19 protein-coding genes, 1 tRNA gene and 1 pseudogene are annotated in these 18566 nt (G+C 36.4%); 1 reads left to right on the forward strand and 20 read right to left on the reverse strand.

The window, feature by feature from the left end; genetic code table 11:
- Nucleotides 1–250: 250 nt before the first annotated feature.
- From VZL98_10730 to pfkB, 18 genes and pseudogenes are all read right to left on the reverse strand, one after another.
- Nucleotides 251–326 (reverse strand) — tRNA-Arg (locus tag VZL98_10730).
- Nucleotides 327–416: 90 nt separating this feature from the next.
- Nucleotides 417–1598, reverse strand: coding sequence for a D-alanyl-D-alanine carboxypeptidase family protein (locus tag VZL98_10735; protein ID WVH63156.1), 1182 nt, complete (start codon nt 1596–1598; stop codon nt 417–419).
- An 89-nt stretch (nt 1599–1687) separates the two neighbouring features.
- Nucleotides 1688–2956, reverse strand: a complete 1269-nt coding sequence (gene serS / locus VZL98_10740; GenBank protein ID WVH63157.1) for a serine--tRNA ligase — start codon at nt 2954–2956, stop codon at nt 1688–1690.
- Between the two features lie 262 nt (nt 2957–3218).
- Nucleotides 3219–3893, reverse strand: coding sequence for an NAD(P)H-hydrate epimerase (locus tag VZL98_10745; protein WVH63158.1), 675 nt, complete (start codon nt 3891–3893; stop codon nt 3219–3221).
- Between the two features lie 13 nt (nt 3894–3906).
- On the reverse strand, nt 3907–4884 hold the full coding sequence (locus VZL98_10750) for an ATP-binding protein (protein WVH63159.1): 978 nt from the start codon (nt 4882–4884) through the stop codon (nt 3907–3909).
- Nucleotides 4871–5662, reverse strand: coding sequence for a DnaD domain protein (locus tag VZL98_10755; GenBank protein ID WVH63160.1), 792 nt, complete (start codon nt 5660–5662; stop codon nt 4871–4873). Before VZL98_10755 ends, VZL98_10750 begins: the two co-directional genes overlap by 14 nt.
- Before the next feature lie 22 nt (nt 5663–5684).
- Nucleotides 5685–6305 (reverse strand): GNAT family protein, encoded by a 621-nt coding sequence (locus tag VZL98_10760; protein ID WVH63161.1) that lies wholly within the window; start codon nt 6303–6305, stop codon nt 5685–5687.
- Nucleotides 6292–7623 carry a replicative DNA helicase gene (gene dnaB / locus VZL98_10765; GenBank protein WVH63162.1) on the reverse strand — a complete coding sequence of 444 codons (1332 nt, stop codon included), beginning with the start codon at nt 7621–7623 and terminating at the stop codon, nt 6292–6294. Before dnaB ends, VZL98_10760 begins: the two co-directional genes overlap by 14 nt.
- Nucleotides 7624–7626: 3 nt before the next feature.
- Nucleotides 7627–8073 carry a 50S ribosomal protein L9 gene (rplI, locus tag VZL98_10770; protein ID WVH63163.1) on the reverse strand — a complete coding sequence of 149 codons (447 nt, stop codon included), beginning with the start codon at nt 8071–8073 and terminating at the stop codon, nt 7627–7629.
- A complete protein-coding gene (locus VZL98_10775; protein WVH63164.1) occupies nt 8054–10066 on the reverse strand; it encodes a DHH family phosphoesterase in 2013 nt (670 codons plus the stop codon). The genes rplI and VZL98_10775 overlap by 20 nt, the downstream gene beginning before the upstream one ends.
- Entirely contained in the window at nt 10056–11003 is a 948-nt protein-coding gene (locus VZL98_10780; GenBank protein WVH63165.1) for a DUF2232 domain-containing protein, read from the reverse strand. The genes VZL98_10775 and VZL98_10780 overlap by 11 nt, the downstream gene beginning before the upstream one ends.
- 184 nt (nt 11004–11187) lie before the next feature.
- Entirely contained in the window at nt 11188–11412 is a 225-nt protein-coding gene (gene rpsR / locus VZL98_10785; GenBank protein WVH63166.1) for a 30S ribosomal protein S18, read from the reverse strand.
- An 18-nt stretch (nt 11413–11430) separates the two neighbouring features.
- A complete protein-coding gene (gene ssb / locus VZL98_10790; GenBank protein WVH63167.1) occupies nt 11431–11937 on the reverse strand; it encodes a single-stranded DNA-binding protein in 507 nt (168 codons plus the stop codon).
- A gap of 15 nt (nt 11938–11952) precedes the next feature.
- Nucleotides 11953–12238 (reverse strand): annotated as a pseudogene (gene rpsF, locus VZL98_10795) (30S ribosomal protein S6).
- A 169-nt stretch (nt 12239–12407) separates the two neighbouring features.
- Nucleotides 12408–13163: a hydrolase gene (locus tag VZL98_10800; protein WVH63168.1), complete on the reverse strand. Its 756-nt coding sequence runs from the start codon at nt 13161–13163 to the stop codon at nt 12408–12410.
- A complete protein-coding gene (locus VZL98_10805; GenBank protein WVH63169.1) occupies nt 13153–14343 on the reverse strand; it encodes a MalY/PatB family protein in 1191 nt (396 codons plus the stop codon). Before VZL98_10805 ends, VZL98_10800 begins: the two co-directional genes overlap by 11 nt.
- Nucleotides 14344–14352: 9 nt before the next feature.
- On the reverse strand, nt 14353–15147 hold the full coding sequence (locus tag VZL98_10810) for a M55 family metallopeptidase (GenBank protein WVH63170.1): 795 nt from the start codon (nt 15145–15147) through the stop codon (nt 14353–14355).
- 14 nt (nt 15148–15161) lie between these two features.
- Nucleotides 15162–16085 carry a 1-phosphofructokinase gene (gene pfkB, locus VZL98_10815; GenBank protein WVH63171.1) on the reverse strand — a complete coding sequence of 308 codons (924 nt, stop codon included), beginning with the start codon at nt 16083–16085 and terminating at the stop codon, nt 15162–15164.
- Nucleotides 16086–16269: 184 nt separating this feature from the next.
- Between pfkB and VZL98_10820 the strand changes: the two genes are divergently transcribed.
- Complete coding sequence (locus VZL98_10820; GenBank protein WVH63172.1) at nt 16270–17028, forward strand: MBL fold metallo-hydrolase; 759 nt, start codon at nt 16270–16272, stop codon at nt 17026–17028.
- A 53-nt stretch (nt 17029–17081) separates the two neighbouring features.
- On the opposite strand, the gene VZL98_10825 is transcribed toward VZL98_10820, so the two are convergent.
- Both VZL98_10825 and VZL98_10830 read right to left on the reverse strand, forming a co-directional pair.
- Nucleotides 17082–17450, reverse strand: coding sequence for a hypothetical protein (locus tag VZL98_10825; GenBank protein WVH63173.1), 369 nt, complete (start codon nt 17448–17450; stop codon nt 17082–17084).
- 20 nt (nt 17451–17470) lie between these two features.
- Nucleotides 17471–18538 carry a MupG family TIM beta-alpha barrel fold protein gene (locus tag VZL98_10830; GenBank protein ID WVH63174.1) on the reverse strand — a complete coding sequence of 356 codons (1068 nt, stop codon included), beginning with the start codon at nt 18536–18538 and terminating at the stop codon, nt 17471–17473.
- Nucleotides 18539–18566: the final 28 nt, after the last annotated feature.

Genomic DNA, 18566 nt, shown 5'->3' on the forward strand with positions numbered 1-18566 from the left:
TCTAAATGCCTATAATTATATCTTAAATACTCAATTATTTTTTATATTACATCAAGTATATCATGATTGTAACTTATTGTTCAAAGTTTATTATATTATGCATTACAATATGGTATTGTGTTTTTAATATATAATTTATGCTTTTATGACAATAAAAAACACGCTAATCATCAAAATTAATAGTTAGCGTGTTATGTTTAATTTAAATAAACCATGGTTAGAAAAATCGTCTTGATTGTGCTTATTTATATGGCACCCCCAACCGGATTCGAACCAGTGACTGACCCTTAGGAGGGGTCTGTTATATCCTACTTAACTATGGGGGCGTGTACATTTAATATTACTTTATTTTTATACAGGTGTCAATAATTACAAGGCTTGCATTATAAACGCAAGCCTTGTAATTCAAATTTTAACTATTGTCTAATCATGGTGGCAATAGTTCTAAAAGTATTTTCTATGGCTCTTATAATCCTGGTAAACAGGTTTGCTTGTTCAACATCGTGTTTAACTATTAGATCAACTGTTATGATGTCTTCACCTTCGGATGACAATGTCATCGTACCGACTTTTTCACCCACTGAAATAGGCGCTTTCAAGCCATCGTTAATTTCAGATTTATAGACATATCTCTTGGCTTTTGGAGTCAATATTCTATATGATTCCGTTGGATAAAGCGGCACTCTAGGATTTACTGCAGAGTTTATAGTAACTTCACTATAAGGAGCTTTATCATCTATTATCGTCCTCATACCATAGTTTTCCAAACCATAATTTATTAAGAATTTAGACAACTCACTTCTTTCCGAGATATCCGCAGTCCCCATTACAATTGTTATAAGTCTAAACTCCCCTGATTGAGGACTTTTTCTCGCATCAATTGTCGAAACTAAACAGTAGCCGGCTTCTTCTGTAAAACCGGTTTTCAAACCGTCTACACCGGGAATCTCACCTACAAGAGGAATTGTCGACTCACCGGTAAAATTTCTCTTAGGCATATTCAAGATTTTAATTTTTGAATATTCCAGCACTTCCGGATACTTTTCAATTATATGTCTGGACAGTTTAAATATATCCTCTGTAGACATGGTATTTTGATTGGCACCTTCCTGAAGTCCGGAGGAATTGTAGAATTTGGATGATTTAAGCTCAAGTTCCTGTGCTTTTGCATTCATCAAATCCGTAAATGCCTTCTCACTTCCGGCTGTTTTGACTGCAAGGGCATATGCAGCATCATTTCCGCTTACTACCATAAGACCGGCCAATAACTCGTCAACGGTAAGTACTTCACCTTCTAATAGGTTTAAGCTGGATCCGCCGACCGCTTCTATTTCCAGAGTTACGGTGACTCTATCATTTAGATTTAATTTTCCTTCTTTTACGGCATCTTTAACTACTAAATAGGTCATAAGTTTTGATACGGAGGCTGCTTGAAGTGGTTTATCTATATTATACGACTCTAAGACTCTTCCGGAATCAAAATCACCTATTAGATAGCTCTGAACACGATCTTCGATGCCAAGATCAGCGCTTGCGTTAATCGTTATAATAAGTATAGCTATCGTTAAAAATAATAATGACTTAATTCTTCTTTTCAAAAAAACACCTCAGCGCACCTAGGAGCAGTGCAATATATTTGTGAATATCCAGGTAGGATATTCACAATATTATATTACATTACTTTCACTTATTTATCAATCTTTTCTACTCCCATATACTTAACCAATACATCGGGTATTGTGATACTTCCATCTTCGTTTTGGTAATTTTCAAGCACAGCTGCTGTGGTTCTACCAACTGCAAGTCCTGATCCGTTTAGAGTATGCACAAATTCTATTTTTCCTTCTTCATTTCTGTATCTTACATTGGCTCTTCTGGCTTGGAAAGCCTCAAAGTTACTACAGCTTGAGATTTCAACATATCTATTATAGCTTGGCATCCAAACTTCAATATCATAGGTTTTTGCTGATGAGAATCCCAAGTCTCCGGTACATAGCATTACAACTCTATAAGGTATTTTTAGTTGTTTTAGGATTTCTTCTGCATTATTTGTAAGTTTTTCCAATTCTTCATAGCTAGTCTTGGAATCGGTGAATTTTACCAATTCTACTTTATCGAATTGGTGATTTCTTATTAATCCTCTGGTATCTCTACCTGCAGAACCTGCTTCTTGTCTAAAGCATGGAGTGTATGCAGTATAAAGAACCGGTAGTTTATCAAATTCCAGCACTTCTCCAGCCAATAGATTCGTTACAGGAACTTCAGCTGTAGGTACTAGGAAGAAATCCTTGCTCGGTACATGGAACATATCCTGCTCGAACTTTGGAAGCTGTCCGGTTCCTATCATGGCATTTCTGTTTACCAGTACAGGTGGCAGTATTTCAGTATATCCATGCTCTGTAGTGTGAAGATCCAGCATAAAGTTGATGATGGCTCTTTCAAGTCTCGCTCCCAGACCTTTGAATACGGTAAATCTGGTTCCGGAAATTTTGGTTGCTCTTTCAAAGTCAAGTATGTCCAGATCGGTTCCAAGATCCCAGTGGGCTTTTGGCTCAAAGTCAAATGCAGTCGGTTCGCCAACTACTCTTACCTCGACATTATCCTCATCTGTTTCTCCAACAGCTACATCTTCGTTTGGTGTGTTGGGGATTCCGAGTAGGATGCTCTTTATCTCTTCATCTACTTCTTTTACTTTTTTGTCAAGTTCTGTTACATCATCTGACAATACCTTCATCTCTTCAAGTATTGCAGATATGTCTTCACCCTTTTTCTTTAAGATTGGGATTTCCTTGGATACTTGGTTTTGTTTAGCTTTTTTTGCTTCAACATCTACAAGTATCTTTCTTCTCTTCTCGTCAAGCTCGACAATTTTGTCTATTGGATATTCTCCACCTCTTCTTGCCAATGCTTTTTTTACGCCTTCCAAATCATTTCTAATTCTTCTTAAATCTAACATAAATACCTCCTGTTTAATAAAAAAACTCCCATCCCAAAGGGACGAGAGTATTTCCCGCGTTGCCACCCAATTTAACTAAGAGTTCACTTTAACACACAGGCTCGTGAGTGGATTCAGATATTTATTCTTACGGTTTACACCAACCACCGCTTCTCTTTGCGAACTCAATACCCTACTATTCTCAGGTCATGGCCTTTTTTTATTTTAATATATTATAGCATAAAGGTTCTAATTTTACAAATTATCAGATGACCTCACTAAACTAAAAGATTACTTGTTTCCCCAGTATTCTATCTATGGCTTTTTTCGGAATACTGATTGATTCGACGACTACATCATTACATATTAGAGGATTTTTTGCAATCCCCTCTTTCATCAACTGAAATGTGACTACTTTTTTGGGATTTACACAAATTCCCATAATCTTTCCGGTATTTGCATCCAGTCCGGATGGGATGTCAACGGATAAGATGTCTACACCGCAGTGGTTCATCATATCGATTACGTATTCCTGTATACCTCTGACTTGAGCAGTTAATCCAGTTCCAAAAATGGCATCCACTACCAAGTCCATCTTAGAAATGGTAGCTTCGAAGTTTTCCAGATCTTCTATGGTGTGAATGGTTTCGAATCGAACTCCAAGATTTAGGAGGATATTGTAATAGGTCATGTAATCTGCATTTTCTCGATTAATCTCACCAATGATGTAAATCTTGACATTATGATCTAGATTGATTAGATGCCTTGCCAGCGCAAGTCCATCAGCTCCATTATTTCCGGTACCACAAACTATCGCTATATCGGTATTCATAACGATGTCAATATTCTTCAGTAGTTTAAGTGCTGCATTCTCCATTAACAGGATACCGGGAATCTCCAATCCTCTAATACAATACCTGTCTATTGCAGCCATTTCATCTCCGGTTACTCTTCTCATTCAATCACCCTTTCTATATTCCGGAAAACTTTTTGATTCTCAAATCGTCACCAAATACATTAAACACTTCATACTCACCCAGTATTCGGGAAAATATACGATCATCGTAATCATCTCTGATGTTTTCCAAATTTAGATTTGTCGATATAATCGTTGCTTTTTCTTTAATAATTCTATCATTTATAAGTTCAAATAGGTGAGTCGTGTTAATGCTCGTCGATATCTCGGTTCCCAAATCATCAATTATCAATAAATCACAATCCCTCAGAAGTTCGTATCTAGATATTAATATACCCTTGTCTTCAGCTCTTGAAAAGGTATAGTCCGAAATAAAGTTCATAAGTTTTGTAGCCGTTTGATAAACAACCAAATAACCGTTGTCGAGCAATCCTTTGGCAATACAATTACATAAATAAGTCTTTCCGGTACCGACGGGTCCGTAGTATATTCTGTTCTTGTTTTTATTGTTCGGAAAATTGTTAACATAGCTCAGAGCATCATCCAGATAGATTTTCATCATTTCTCTGGGACTTAAGGCCTCAGATTGATTTCTGTTTGCTCTAAATAATTTTAAATCAAATTTTTTAAAGTTTTCTACTTGGATGACTTTATCTATTCCACTTATGGAATAGAGTTCTTCTGTTATCATCCTCTTTTTGCAGTTGCAATAAGAAGTCTCTACAACTCCCGTGTCTTTACATTTACTACAATTATAGATGGGATCTAAATAATTCACGGGATAACCATTTGACAGTAATAATTTATCCTTCTCGCTGTCGAGCGCTTTGGATTCAGTTTCGAGTTCTCCTAAGATATCTTTGGAATGAATAACTGCTTTTACAAGTTTGTAGCCAATGGTCTTCTTCTGATTTACAATCTCTTCGACTCTGGGGATAGCACTGTAGACTTCTCTTAATCTATTTTGGTGAATAAGCTCATTGTTTCGCCTAATCTCCTCAAGTCTTTTATTCACTTTTCTATTTATCTTCAATGTCTCCTCCCATAGCCTTCTCAACATCAGCTCGCAGTTTTCTGTCTAAAATACTTTTAAGCTCTTCGCTGGAAAGTCTGTCATCGGTTCTTCCCTGTTTTTTCTTGGTGCTTCTCTTTTTCTTAGGACTTTTGGTCTCTTTACGTTTTTCGTTTTCTGCTTCAAACTTTTCAAAATCAGCCATGGTAAATATTCCATCAATTGCCCAGTTTCTTATAATAGAAAGCACGTAGTTGACATTTCTCTTTCCCGTAGTCTTTTCACTATAAGTGAAGCCGTGCACTATGAGATTTCTATCTTGTCTGAATTCTTTTTTCAAATCCAGAATTTTTTCAATTTCATTGGGTGTAAGGACGGTACCAAGCACCTCTTCTATTTCAGCGAACATTTCCCGATTTGTCATAGTGGCATCCCCATCATTTGATAGTATTTCGCTATCCTCGATGGGTTTTGCCGGTTCTCTGACGCCTAGGAAAAGTTCTCTAAGACTGATGAAATGGTAAGATTTTGAATCTCCTTCTTCTTCAATGCTGATTAAACCTTGATCTTGCCAGTAATTGAATGCGTCCAAAAGTCTTTCGGTGTCCATTCCAAGCTCACTTGCAAGTTCTTCTTCAGAAGGCATCTCATTGACCTTGCCCTCATATGCAAGTTTATAGGCATATAAATACACCTTGACATCATCACCGTCGGCAATCTGCAGGTAATTATTAATAAATATATTTTCAATAGGCGTTGTACCTAAATCAATTTTTAAATCTTTTATTTTATATTTCAAAATATCACCTATATCACTTTGGTCAATACATTTTTGACTCATAGTTAATTCTGTCGAGTCTCATTCTTAGAATTCTACTTAGGAGTTTTCCATCAGAAAACAGAAAATATTCGGTATCATTTATTATATCGTAGTCTTTCAACTCTTCCGGTTCCACCTCAAATTCAACTAAGAATTCCCCTTCATTTCTAAAGCCCGCTTTTTTATAAAGAGCTATCGCCCTTTCGTTAAATGCATTTACCTCTAAGAACATGGTTTTCATATTAAGGTCATTAAAAAAGTGTTTTAATAGCACTTTTAATGAATCTGTCCCATAACCATTCTCCAAATAATTGGGATCGAATGCAATTCCGAGGAGCGCTGTCCTTTTAAGTATATTTATATCCTTTAGCCCGATATAACCTACCATCACATCTTCATTATTGTAGACAGCGAAATAACTCGTTCTAATGGTTTTCTTTCTATATGAATACCATATACTTAATTGTTCGAGGCTGAGTTCCGATATATTATAGTCCAAAAAAAGCTTATTTTTATGAATACCCCACTGTTTAATATTGACTAAATGCTCAGGTAACAAGGGAGTAAGTCTCGTCTTCTCTCCTATTAATTTCGGTATTTTATCTCTATCAATTGTTAACATCAAAACTCCTGGTCAAATCTGCAAATTTTGTATACTCTTTATGATAAAACAGCTCTACTGTTCCCGTAGCTCCATTTCTGTGTTTAGCGATAATTACGTCTCCGGTATTCGGTCTTTCACTATCCTCATTGTAATAATCATCCCTATAGAGCATCATTACGACATCGGCATCCTGCTCTATAGCTCCTGATTCTCTAAGGTCGGAAAGTATCGGTCTTTTATTTGTTCTAAGTTCAGGTGCACGTGATAGCTGCGCCAAAGCCAGCACCGGACATCTAAGTTCTTTCGCCAGTGCTTTTAACCCTCTGGATATGGCTGATATTTCAAGCTGCCTATTTTCAGCCGGCCCACCTGTAGTCATAAGCTGCAAATAATCTATTACTATTAGATCAAGACCTTCTTCTGCTTTCAATCTCCTACATTTTGCTCTAAGTTCGGTCAAAGAAATACTTGCAGTATCATCGATGTATAGATTAAGCTTTTCAATAACTCCAACTGCCTGAGAGATCATACCCCAGTCATTTATATTTCCCGCAATAATATCGCCCAAATTTATCAGTGAAAGTGAACTCATGATTCTTTGAACAAGCTGAGTTTTACTCATCTCGAGCGAGAACACGGCAACTACATGACCTTTTAGGGCTGCATTTACAGCTATATTGATGCCCAATGCAGTCTTTCCCATGGACGGTCTCGCAGCCAGAAGTACCAAATCTGATTTCTGCAAACCCGAAAGATGTGCATCCAAATCTACCAAACCGGTTGTCACTCCTGTAAGTCCACCTTCATTTGCAGCCATTTTCTCCATAATATCTATGGTTTCAATTAGCGAGTCTTTAATCTTTGTAAGTCCGTCAGTATGACTTTTTTGAGTGATATCAAATATACTTTTTTCAGCCAGTTCCACAATCTCCGAAGTTTTTTCCTTATCTTCGTATGCGGTAGCCATGATATTGTCGCTGACTTTTATCAAATCTCTAAGAGTGGATTTATCAGATACAATTTTACAATAAGATCTGATATTTGAAACAAGACCTACATTCTCGGTAAGATTTAAAAGATAGTCTATTCCTCCAATATTGTCTAATTGGCCTCTTTTTTTCAAATCATTAGATATCAAGAGTATGTCGGGATTTTCTCCCATATTGGACAAATTGGTTATGGCTTTGAATATCTCGAGGTTTTTTGGATTGTAGAAATCGGATGCAGTAAGCATCTCTTCAGCAACTCCAATAGCCGATCTATCTATCATCATAGACCCGAGGACGGATCTTTCTGCATCCTCGTCATGTGGTAGAGTTCTGATAGCGGTATCCATATTTTACTCCTTATCTACCAAAACCTTTAATGAAGCTGTAAGCTCAGGATAAACTCTAACTTGCACTACATGTGCCCCTATCTCTTTAATATTGTCTTTAAGTTCTATTTTCTTTTTATCAATGTCTATGCCATTAGATTTTTGAAGGGCTTCTGCAACATCGCCTGCAGTAATCGAACCGAATATTCTGTCTCCTTTACCGCCTTTTGCTGAAATTTTCAGTTCTATACTCTCAAGTTTTTCTTTTAGCGCTTCAGCCTCTGCTTTTTCTTCTGCTCTTTTTTGTTTTAGTTCTTCCTGTTCTTCTTCCCATTTTGCCAGATTTTCAGGAGTGGCTTCTACAGCCAGTTTCCTTGGAAACAAAAAGTTTCTTGCATAACCTATTTTAGCATCTACCAATTCTCCTGCTTTTCCCAATCCTTTTACATCACTATTTAGTATTACTTTCATCTGCATTATCCTCCAATATATAATCTTTAATCGCTCTTTTGAGTATTGCTTCGGCACTATTTATACTGACGCCTTTAAGCTGTACTCCGGCGGAAGTTTGATGTCCTCCTCCGCCTATTTTCTCTAATATCAGCTGAACAGAGAGTTTTCCTACACTTCTACCGCTGATATGAATTTTATCCTCATAATGGGTTAGCACAAAGGAAGCCTCTACTCCACGCATATCCAACATACCGTCTGCAGCCTGAGCTGCTATTAATACTGCATTATCCATCTGATTGTCAAATCTGGAAATAGCTACTACATCCATGTATATTTCTGCTTCAGAGATTACTTCAGATCTGTATTTAACAGTGTCTGCCGGTTCTCTAAACAGCTTCTTAACGCTTATGCTGTCAGCTCCATATCTCTTAAGAACCGAGGCAGCTTCAAAGGTTCTAACTCCCGTCTGGAATGAAAACGACTTAGTATCTACAGTTATCCCGGCTAAAAGTGCATCTGCAACTATCTTAGGTATTTCTATGTCAACTTCATTATACTGTATCAACTCAGTTACCAATTCGGCTGTAGATGAAGCGTAAGGCTCTAGATAGGTTAGAGTAGGATCTTCTATATAGTTAGCGCCCCTTCTATGATGGTCTATCAACACCACTTGATCGGAGATGTCTAATAATCCCGGAGCTTCAGTTGAATTTTTTCTGTGATTGTCCAGCACTATAATCAATGAGTTTGTATTTGCTTCTTCCAATGCTTGTTCAGGAGTGATTATATCTCCCAATACTTCAGGCATATGTAAAGCAACTTGATTATAAAGGCTTTGGATAGGCGCAGTAACTTCTTTTAGCACTATCCTGCAACTGCCTCCTATCTGTTTTATAAAGGCATATACTCCCAGACAAGATCCGAATGAATCCATATCGGGGTTTTTATGTCCCATTATATATACTCCTTTTGACTGCTCTACCAACTGATTTAAGGCAAGCGATATAACTCTGGATTTAACCTTGTTGTGTTTTTCAATCGCCTTTTTCTTACCACCGTAAAACCTCAAGTTTTCACCGTCATTTACGACTATCTGGTCTCCGCCTCTTCCGAGTGCAACGTCAACTGAAAGTCTGGCTGTTTTATAAATTTCCAGCGGATTATCAGGATTTGCTCCTACTCCTATGGAAAGGGTAGGTGGTATACTGCTGTAGACTTCAATTTCTTTTACTTTTTCGACTATCGGGAATTTATCTTCCATCATCTTTGTAAAGTCCGCTTTTCTAAAAATACAAAGGTATTTGTCACTCTCGTATTTTCTTGCAAATCCGTTATAATTTATCGCAAAGGTATTGATTTCCTTGTCTACTTCAGCGAATACTATCGGTCTATTATTTTCATCGGTAACACCGGCAAGCTCTTCAAAATTGTCTATTTGAATCACCATGATGACTAGTGCCTCATCTTGATAGGCCTTATTGATAAGTGCATTCTCAGAGTTGTCAACCGCATATATTAGAACCAGATTATTATTATCCTGTTCATATGTATCCGCTAAATTAAAGTAAAGCTGATAGTTTTTACCATCAACTTCCACTTCCTTTTTCCCGACTTCTTTACTTACAATTTCTTTAATATCAATTTTAGGTACTAATTTATCTATTTTTTCGCCAAGTAATTCTCTTTCTTTAAACAGTGTTTTAAATCTGGTATTATACCAGTTTATCTCCCCGTTTTCTGTAAGTATGGCAATTGGAAAGGGCATACTGAATACAGCACATCTGGTGACATCGCTGAAATGCTCATCCAATAATTCGATATCGTCGATGTACTGCTGATTTTTCTTTTTTACGTAACTATTCAATGTGTATGCCAGGTAAGCACTCGAAACAAATGCAATTGCACCCAAGGGTTTATTGTATATGAAAACTATCATTGATAAGATAAATAATACAATTATTGCACCGATTAATTCTAGACCGCTGAGAAAAGATTTTTTATTATTTATCACTACCATCCCTCCTGATAATTAAGCTCGATTTAAAAGCAGAGTAAATTGCACCAATTATTACATAAGCTATCCTTACATTCAGTATTAAGGTCACGATTATTATCACATTTAAGAGAACAGGATTAATCTTGTTCCTTAAAAATTTAATCGTCACTGCTACCCCTTGCAGCAAAAAGAGAAAAGAAAATGCCAGCGTAAGATTAAGCGAGAGTTCCGTGCTGTATTGAAAACCTGTCTTGCTAAGTATAAATGTACCAACCATGGTAATAAATACGCCTACTACTATGTCTGAAGGTAACTTGAAGTTACGAAACTTAGGTACATCTATTATACCAAAGCCGATTCTCCTCAACATAGATGTTGAAAGATAGTAGTTCAGCATGGAGATGAGCATGGTCATAATAAATAGTAGCGAAGGAATAATCGCCATCATGATTGCAATGCTGGAGTTCATAGCTCCATCGACTTCATCCATTTTTATAATGTTCATATCGTTCATTATTACAAGCTGCTCGTTTATACTTCTCGTTACTGCTGCTTCAAGACTCTTAACTATGTCTATACCGTTCATTTGTGAAACCAATGCAGATAACAGAAATACAAATACCACTCCTATCCCCGTCGCAACAGTAATGGTAGTAAATGCAGTATAACTTTTTCTGATGCAGAATATCATGGGTATTGCCACAAGTACTCCAATACCTGCCATAAGTAATGCTCCGCTGAATCCCTCAAACAGATAAATTACTACACTTGTAAAGAGAATCGATAGTATCGTATGCTGCATACCCCTTTTTATCCCCAGTACAATATAAGGTGTGGGGAAAATAAAGAATGCAAAGGGGATAAAGTAAACACTTGTCAGATATATAAATAAGGCACATAGTGAGGCAATGAACAGCTCCCTTAAACTATGCTTATTGTATTTTTCAATCATATTACCTCCAAAATGAAAGCCTAAAAAAATAATTTTCGGTTTGTTACATAAAACCTGTACCTTATATTATACAACAAAATTGTAATTTTATAAAATAAGTCATTTTCTCTAATAAAAGTAAGATATCTATAAATTTTTAATTGCAAAACAAATAAAAAAACCACGGCTCAACCGTGGTCGTTTATTAGTCTGCAGAGTATGGTAATAATACTACTTGTCTTGCTTTTTTGATTTCAGCAGTCACTTGTCTTTGATGTTTAGCACAGTTTCCTGTAACTCTTCTAGGTAATATCTTACCTCTTTCACTAATGTATTTTTTTAGTGTATTAACATTTTTATAGTCAATGACTTTCTTTTTATCGGCACAAAATGCACAGACTCTTCTTCTTGGTCTATATCTTCTTTGCACTTTATATTCTCCTTTCTACTAGAACGGAATCTTTGAATCGTCGTCAAATGGTATGAAATCATCTTGACCGTCATCAAAGCCACCTTCATTACTACTTTGTGATCCTTGTCCGTAATTCGGAACATTGTTTACAGGTTCACTGTATGGGCTATTGTAACCCGATTGGTTTTGTGTTCTGTTTGGTTCTCCCCATTCCAGAAATTTAACTCTTTCTGCAACTACATCGGTTGTATAAACTCTTTGTCCTTGCTGATTCATATAAGATCCGGTTTGAATCCTACCTGTTATTGCAGTCATCTTTCCTTTAGAAAGGTAATTCCCGCATAATTCAGCTGTTTTCCCCCAAGTTACAATCCTGATAAAATCTGCAGTCGGCTGACCTTTAGACTCCATTTCCTGTCTTCTTTCTCTGGATAGGTTTCTGTCAACCGCCAAAGTAAATGTACACATTGCATTTGTAGTTTCAGGCATATATCTTACTTCTGGATCTCTGGTTAATCTTCCGATCAATACCACATTATTCATTTATTTCCTCCCGGCTTACGCCTCAACTCTGGTAATCATGAATCTAAGTATTTGGTCAGTAATTCTACATCTTCTGTCAACTTCTGCAACTATCTCAGGGGTTGCTTCTGAAGCTAACTACATAATAGAAACCCTCTTTTATATAGTCGATTTCGTAAGCAAGTTTTCTGTTACCCCATTCAGCAACTTCAGTAACACTACCACCATCTTTAATAATGTCAGTGATTCTTTCAAATAGTTGAACTCTAGTAGCTTCTTCAACATCAGGCTTGAATATAAAAACGCCTTCATATTTTTTCATTATTTCACCTCCCTATGGACTTTGGCTCCAATATAAATGGAGCAGAGATTTACCGAATAATCATATCATAAAACTATACTATTCGCAAATATTTTTAAAAATATCTGAAAAATGTTTATAGGCTTAAAGAATGTCTAAATAGAGCTATCTCCACCTATAAACTCTTTTTTTACCTATAATCTCCAATATTTTCCCTATACCTAATCATAATTTCAGCAAACATTTCCGCACTTGTAGGCGGCGTATATGTTATCGCATTTGCACCAGCATCAATCGTTGCAGTTATGAGGTCTTCCGTATTCCCTCCGGTAGCAATAATCGGAAACTCATCCCCAACGGACTTTCTTATCATCTTAACCAGCTCGACTGTGTTCTTTCCGCCAGAAACATTCAGAATGCTAGCGCCTGCATGTATTTTCCCTTTAAAGTCATCTTCAAATGAAACAACTGTGGCAATTAATGGAATGTCGATATTTTTAGTGATATCTTTGATTACATTATTTTGCATCGGTGCATTTACTACTACTCCATATGCACCCATCAACTCTGCTTGTAGTGCAAGGGTTACAGCCCTAACCCCGGTTGTAAGCCCTCCACCCACACCGGTAAATACCGGAACAGAAGCCGTTGTAATAATGGCTTGCATAATCGACAATTGAGGAGTAAAGGGGTATACTGCAATGATTGAATGTGCATTATGGTTCTTTAAAAGAGCTACATCAGTCGTAAATAGCAGAGACTTTATCCTAACTCCAAGCACCTTTATCCCACTGGCTTTATATACGGCCTCGGGGACTTTTATTATTTTATTTCTCAGATTCGATTTTATTTCAGGTATGAATTTCTCCGTCTTTATATCTTTTTCTTCAATACTGTCTATATTGACAACTACATCATCTATTGATCTATGCTCATTATTCGTCATCTTTCCTCCTTTTATCTATAGCCGCTTTTAGTCTTGTTAAAGCTTCTTCCAAGACATACTTCGGGCATCCTATATTTATTCTCTTGAATCCTTTTCCTTCATTTCCAAAGAACTTACCATCAGTTAAAAACAATTGTACTTCTTTTTCTAAAAACTCATCCAAATCGGGGTCTGACATTTTCATTCTTCTAAAGTCCAACCAAATCAAAAAAGTTCCCTCTATGTCATGAGCTATAACTTCCGGTATTTCCCTGTTAAAAAATTCGAGTACGTACTTTCTATTTTCGTCAAGGACTAAAAGCAGTTCGTTAAGCCACTCTTCGCCTTTTGTGTAGGCCAGCTCACATGCTCTTAAACCAAGTATATTTGCACCTTTTAAATGCCTTTTCTCCAAAGCGAATATAAAAGCCTCTCTAAGCTTCTGATTTTTAATTATATTGTTTGAAGTAAATAAGCCTGCTATATTAAATGTTTTGCTAGGAGATGATGAAACTATGATGTTTTGACTGATTTCTTCCGATAAATTACCAAAGGTATTGAACTTATGACCCGGCATTATTATATCGGCATGTATCTCATCGGAAATTATAATCACATCATTATCCAAACAGATCTGTCCCACTCTCTTTAGTTCTTCTACAGTCCAAACCCTGCCAACAGGATTGTGTGGATTACAGAAGAGTAATAGTTTATTCTTGGGATCTTTTGCCTTCCTTTCCAAATCTTCAAAGTCTATTTTGTAGCCATCGTCGTAAATTAACGGACTTCTTATTATCCTTCTTTCATTATCTGAAATAGCGGTGAAAAATGGACCATATACGGGCGCAAGCAGTATTACGCCGTCATCTACTTCCGTAAAAGCTTCGACTGCTGCATATAGTGCAGGTACTACACCTTGTGTCTCTACCATCCAATCCCCGTCGATATCCCAGTCGTATCTCTTTTTAAACCAACCCACCACTGCATCTTTGTACACGTCGGAAAGCACAGGATATCCTAAAACGGACTCTACTAAGTACTCTCTAAGACCTTCTAATATTTCCGGAGCTACATTAAACTCCATATCTGCAACGCTCAGCGGTATGATATCTTCATCTACACCAGGGTTTGCTTCCAGCATTCTGTTGTACTTAGCTGAACCAAGATCTCTCCTGTTTTTAAAACTCTTAAAATTATACACTATATCCTCCTATACAAACATCAATAGTTTAAGCACTTCCATAAAATCATTGGAGCTGTATTTTATAGTTCTTGAATCGGTTAGAATTGTTCCGGGATAGAAACTCGCTCTGTAGGCGTAGGAACTTCTTCTATATTCTATTTCGACTTCAAAAGCTTCTGGTAGAACTCCAACCATCGGTGATTCGTTATTCATTGCTCTTTGGGCTTCTTTGTATATCAACTGATTTACAAATTCAGGAGTATCAGAGATTACTGAAGCACCTATTTTTTCAACTGTGTATACGGTGTTAATGCCAGGATCCATGATTTCCACCATGTCGCATAATGACTTGTCTCCTGATACAAATTTTACCGGTACCCCAAAGTATAGGGAAGTATAATAAGAAATTAGGAACTCCGAAGCAACTCCTCCATTTATCTTCAGTTCCGTTATTTCACGATCTATTCTTCCAAGTATGCTGGTAGATCTGGTGTATGCTTCTCTATTGTATCCTATGAGCATTGTCATATCATAATTTTCATTAATGCCTTGCATCATCCCCATGGGTCCACCATCCCAGCCCCTTATAACCGATGTGTTGGCAGGAAGTCTCGCAATGTCAATGCCAGTTCCATTGCCAAAGGCATCTTTAATCGTGATTTCACTGGTACCGTCAATGTCATTTATTGCATTACATACTGTAATGAGTTCATCGTTCATAATCCTCAATTGATGAGTTAATTCACTCTCATTGAAATGCCATAATTCGTATCCTGTAGATCCGCAAGTTCCACCGATATCCACACTTATAAAAATCTTCATTTATATCCTCCTACTTATTGTATTTTTTCTATTCTCACTTTATCAATTTGCGCCCGTATTTCATCAATTGTTGCTATCCCATCAGTAAAAGTAGTTGCCGAAGCTGCTGCAGTTGCCACCTTGAAAGCTTCGAGTATATTTGAGGTTCTAAATAGAGTCCCGATAAAACCACCTATCATAGAGTCTCTTGCTCCCAGATAATCCCTACATTCTCCTTCAACTCCGTATACTCTGTATACCGAATCCTTTGTAAATAAAATCGATCCATCGAGTCCAAGTGAAATGATTGCATTTTTTGCTCCCATTTCAAGTAGTATCTTTCCATATGGAATAAGATCATCGTGGTCCATTATTTTATTTCCAAACATACTTTCAATATCCGTTAAATTGGGTTTGATAAGGAGCGGTTTATACTTTAATGCATCATACACAAGATCCAAATCTGTATCTATTACGAAATCAGCTTTATTGGCATTACAAATAGATACCACTCTTTCATAAATGTCCCTGTCCACCGTTGGAGGAATACTTCCACTGATAATCACTACATCTCCCTCTCTTACTCTGGACATATAGTACAGAAACTCCTGAACTTCAACCCTGGATACATTTGGTCCTCTTCCATTGATACTGGTTGATACATTGTCATCCGTGGTCAATAATTTGATATTAATTCTGGTTTCATCCATAATATCCGTGAAACCCACTTGAATATCTTCTTTCTTTAACCAATCGGTTATAAACTTCCCTGTAAATCCGCCTATAAAACCTGTCGCTACAGACGGTATTCCCAATTGTCTAAGTACTCTCGATACATTTATCCCCTTTCCTCCGGGAATTTTCTTATCTCTTTTCATTCTATTCTGTTCACCGAGTTTTAAATCTTCAATCCTAACCAGAAGATCGACCGATGGATTTAATGTTACTGTATAGATCATTTTGCTCCCCCGATTCACATTCATTTATATTCTTTTAAAAATTTAGATGCTATTAATTAATATTGGGTATCTTTATAATGTATACCCATTATTAATGTAGTTTAAAGTCTTTTTTTAAAATTGAGTTTTAATGTATAATGGTATTAACTTAATAAATTGAGATTTAGAAAATAGGAGTGAAATGATGACACAATTAACTATAAAATATATCTACCATAGTGGTTATTCCATATGTTCCGATGGAGAATGTCTGGTATTTGACTATTATGAGGGCAGCTTGCCGGACTTTAATAGAGACAAAAGCATAACTTTTTTTGTAACTCATTCTCATCATGACCATTATAATGAGAAAATTCTTGAACTGCCCGGAAGCAAAGATTATACTTATGTTTTTTCCAGCGATATTGCAGAACTGGAAAGAGTGGATAATATTATCTATCTGGGCGGAACCAGTAAATTGGTTGAAGATAAAAAGAAGATGTTTGCTCCGAATATAAACTATATGAAACCAAATGAATTACAAACTTTCGGAAATCTATCCGTACGTACATTTGGATCTACAGACTTAGGTGTGAGTTATTTAGTAAACTTTAACGGAGTCAATATTTTTCATGCAGGTGATTTAAATCTTTGGATATGGGACGAAGACACCGAAGAAGAAAGAGCTCAGATGAAGGAAGATTTTATGAAGGAGATTAATAAAATCAAACATTATGATGTCGATATTGCCTTTTTCCCACTTGATCCAAGACTTAAATCGAGATACGCTGATGGGGCAAAAATATTTATCGATGAAGTTTCTCCAAGCCTACTCTTCCCCATGCACTTCAAAGACGATGTAAGCTACAATCTGTCTTTTTTAACAGAATTCAGTGAATATAAGAGCATCTACAGACCCATTTTTAAAAAGAATCAGATATTTTTAATAAATTTTGAAGGTTAATCATCAAAAAAGGTAGTATATCGAAATAACTAAATTCCGATACACTACCTTTTCTATTTATTTTCTTCTTCGTCTTCTTCGTTTTTCAGCAGTTTTATAATTAACAACTGAAATATATATAGATTTAGTACGATTATACCTATAGCTCTCGGCAGTATCCTCTGTTTGGAAGCAAATATAATAAAAGCCATAAGCGGAGAGACTATCAAATCATACTTTGACTGTCTAAATATATTGCCCTCCCATACTCCGGTTCTGCTATAATGCTGAATGAAGGCTATAAATACTACATAGCCAAGTACCAAAGTCACTAAGATATAGTTTGATATGCCTGCATAAAATACGAGTAGAGAAGCATTTAACAAGAGTAAACTGACTAAATAAGTTATAATTATATGAACATTCTTTTTATCTTTAAACAAACTTTTCTCCCTACATACTGCTATATTTTATTATTTTCCTCTGCATTATCAACTATCTCAAACAGTGTTCCACCACTGCATACATCGATTAAGTCGATATCCTCTTCTCTGACATGGGCAACTACATTTACTCTTCTAGATAATTCCATATCCACTTTGGTAATATGAAACTCTCCCATATACCTGCCGTATTTATAGTTGTCAAGAGTAAGTGATCCTCTTGGTCTGCTTACGAGATACCTGTTAACTACATGTACATCCGATTTAAAGACCATATCTTCTGCTCTGATAACATATTCAGCTTCATCAATCCTGTTTTTATGAAGTCCTTTAACCAGTGGAAAGTACTCATAATCCAGGACATCAACATAGAATACCAATAATTTCCTTTCCATATAATTACTGAATTGATGAATGGTTTTATAATGGAGTGGAGAATCGCCTATTATTACGTTGTCGACCCCAATATCTTCCAGTAAATTGATACATGAATATAGAGGGTGTTTTCGTCTATGTTTCTCTAAGGTCAGATGGCCTACGAATACGCCTATATGATGATCGTCGCCGGGAGCGAATGCACATGTTTTTATATCCATGTTCTTCCAAAACCTGATACGAGTTTTCATATATTCTTCACTTAAGCCGATCTCTTCTCTATCATAATAATAGAACCAAGCTTCCAGATTATTAAACTCAGCTCCAAGATCATTTAATCTTCTTAAATCCTCGGAAGTAGTGTGGCTCGCACTAATGGCAACTCTCATATGCTCTGATAGCTCTGCTATTAATTTAGGATCTGGAGTATGAGTAACTCTGATTCCCGTAATTCCAATCTCTTTAAGAGAATTAACACTCATGTCCAATCCAACCTCTTCAATACTCTCCTCCGAAGTGCCCAGCATTAATTCCATATGATTCTTTTTACATTCTTCCCCAACTGCTTTAAGGTTCTCTAAATACCTTGATTTATCCTCTTCCGGCACAAATATCGTCGTAAAAACAGAGTTAAATCCCGCATTTTTCATGGTTCTTATATATTCTTTAATCATGCTGATTTCATCGTATAAGTTTACAGAAAAACCTATCATACCATCACTCCCTCCTTAGTAAATATCT

It is taken from the genome of Peptoniphilaceae bacterium AMB_02 (assembly GCA_036321625.1).
GTDB lineage: Bacteria > Bacillota > Clostridia > Tissierellales > Peptoniphilaceae > Microaceticoccus > Microaceticoccus formicicus.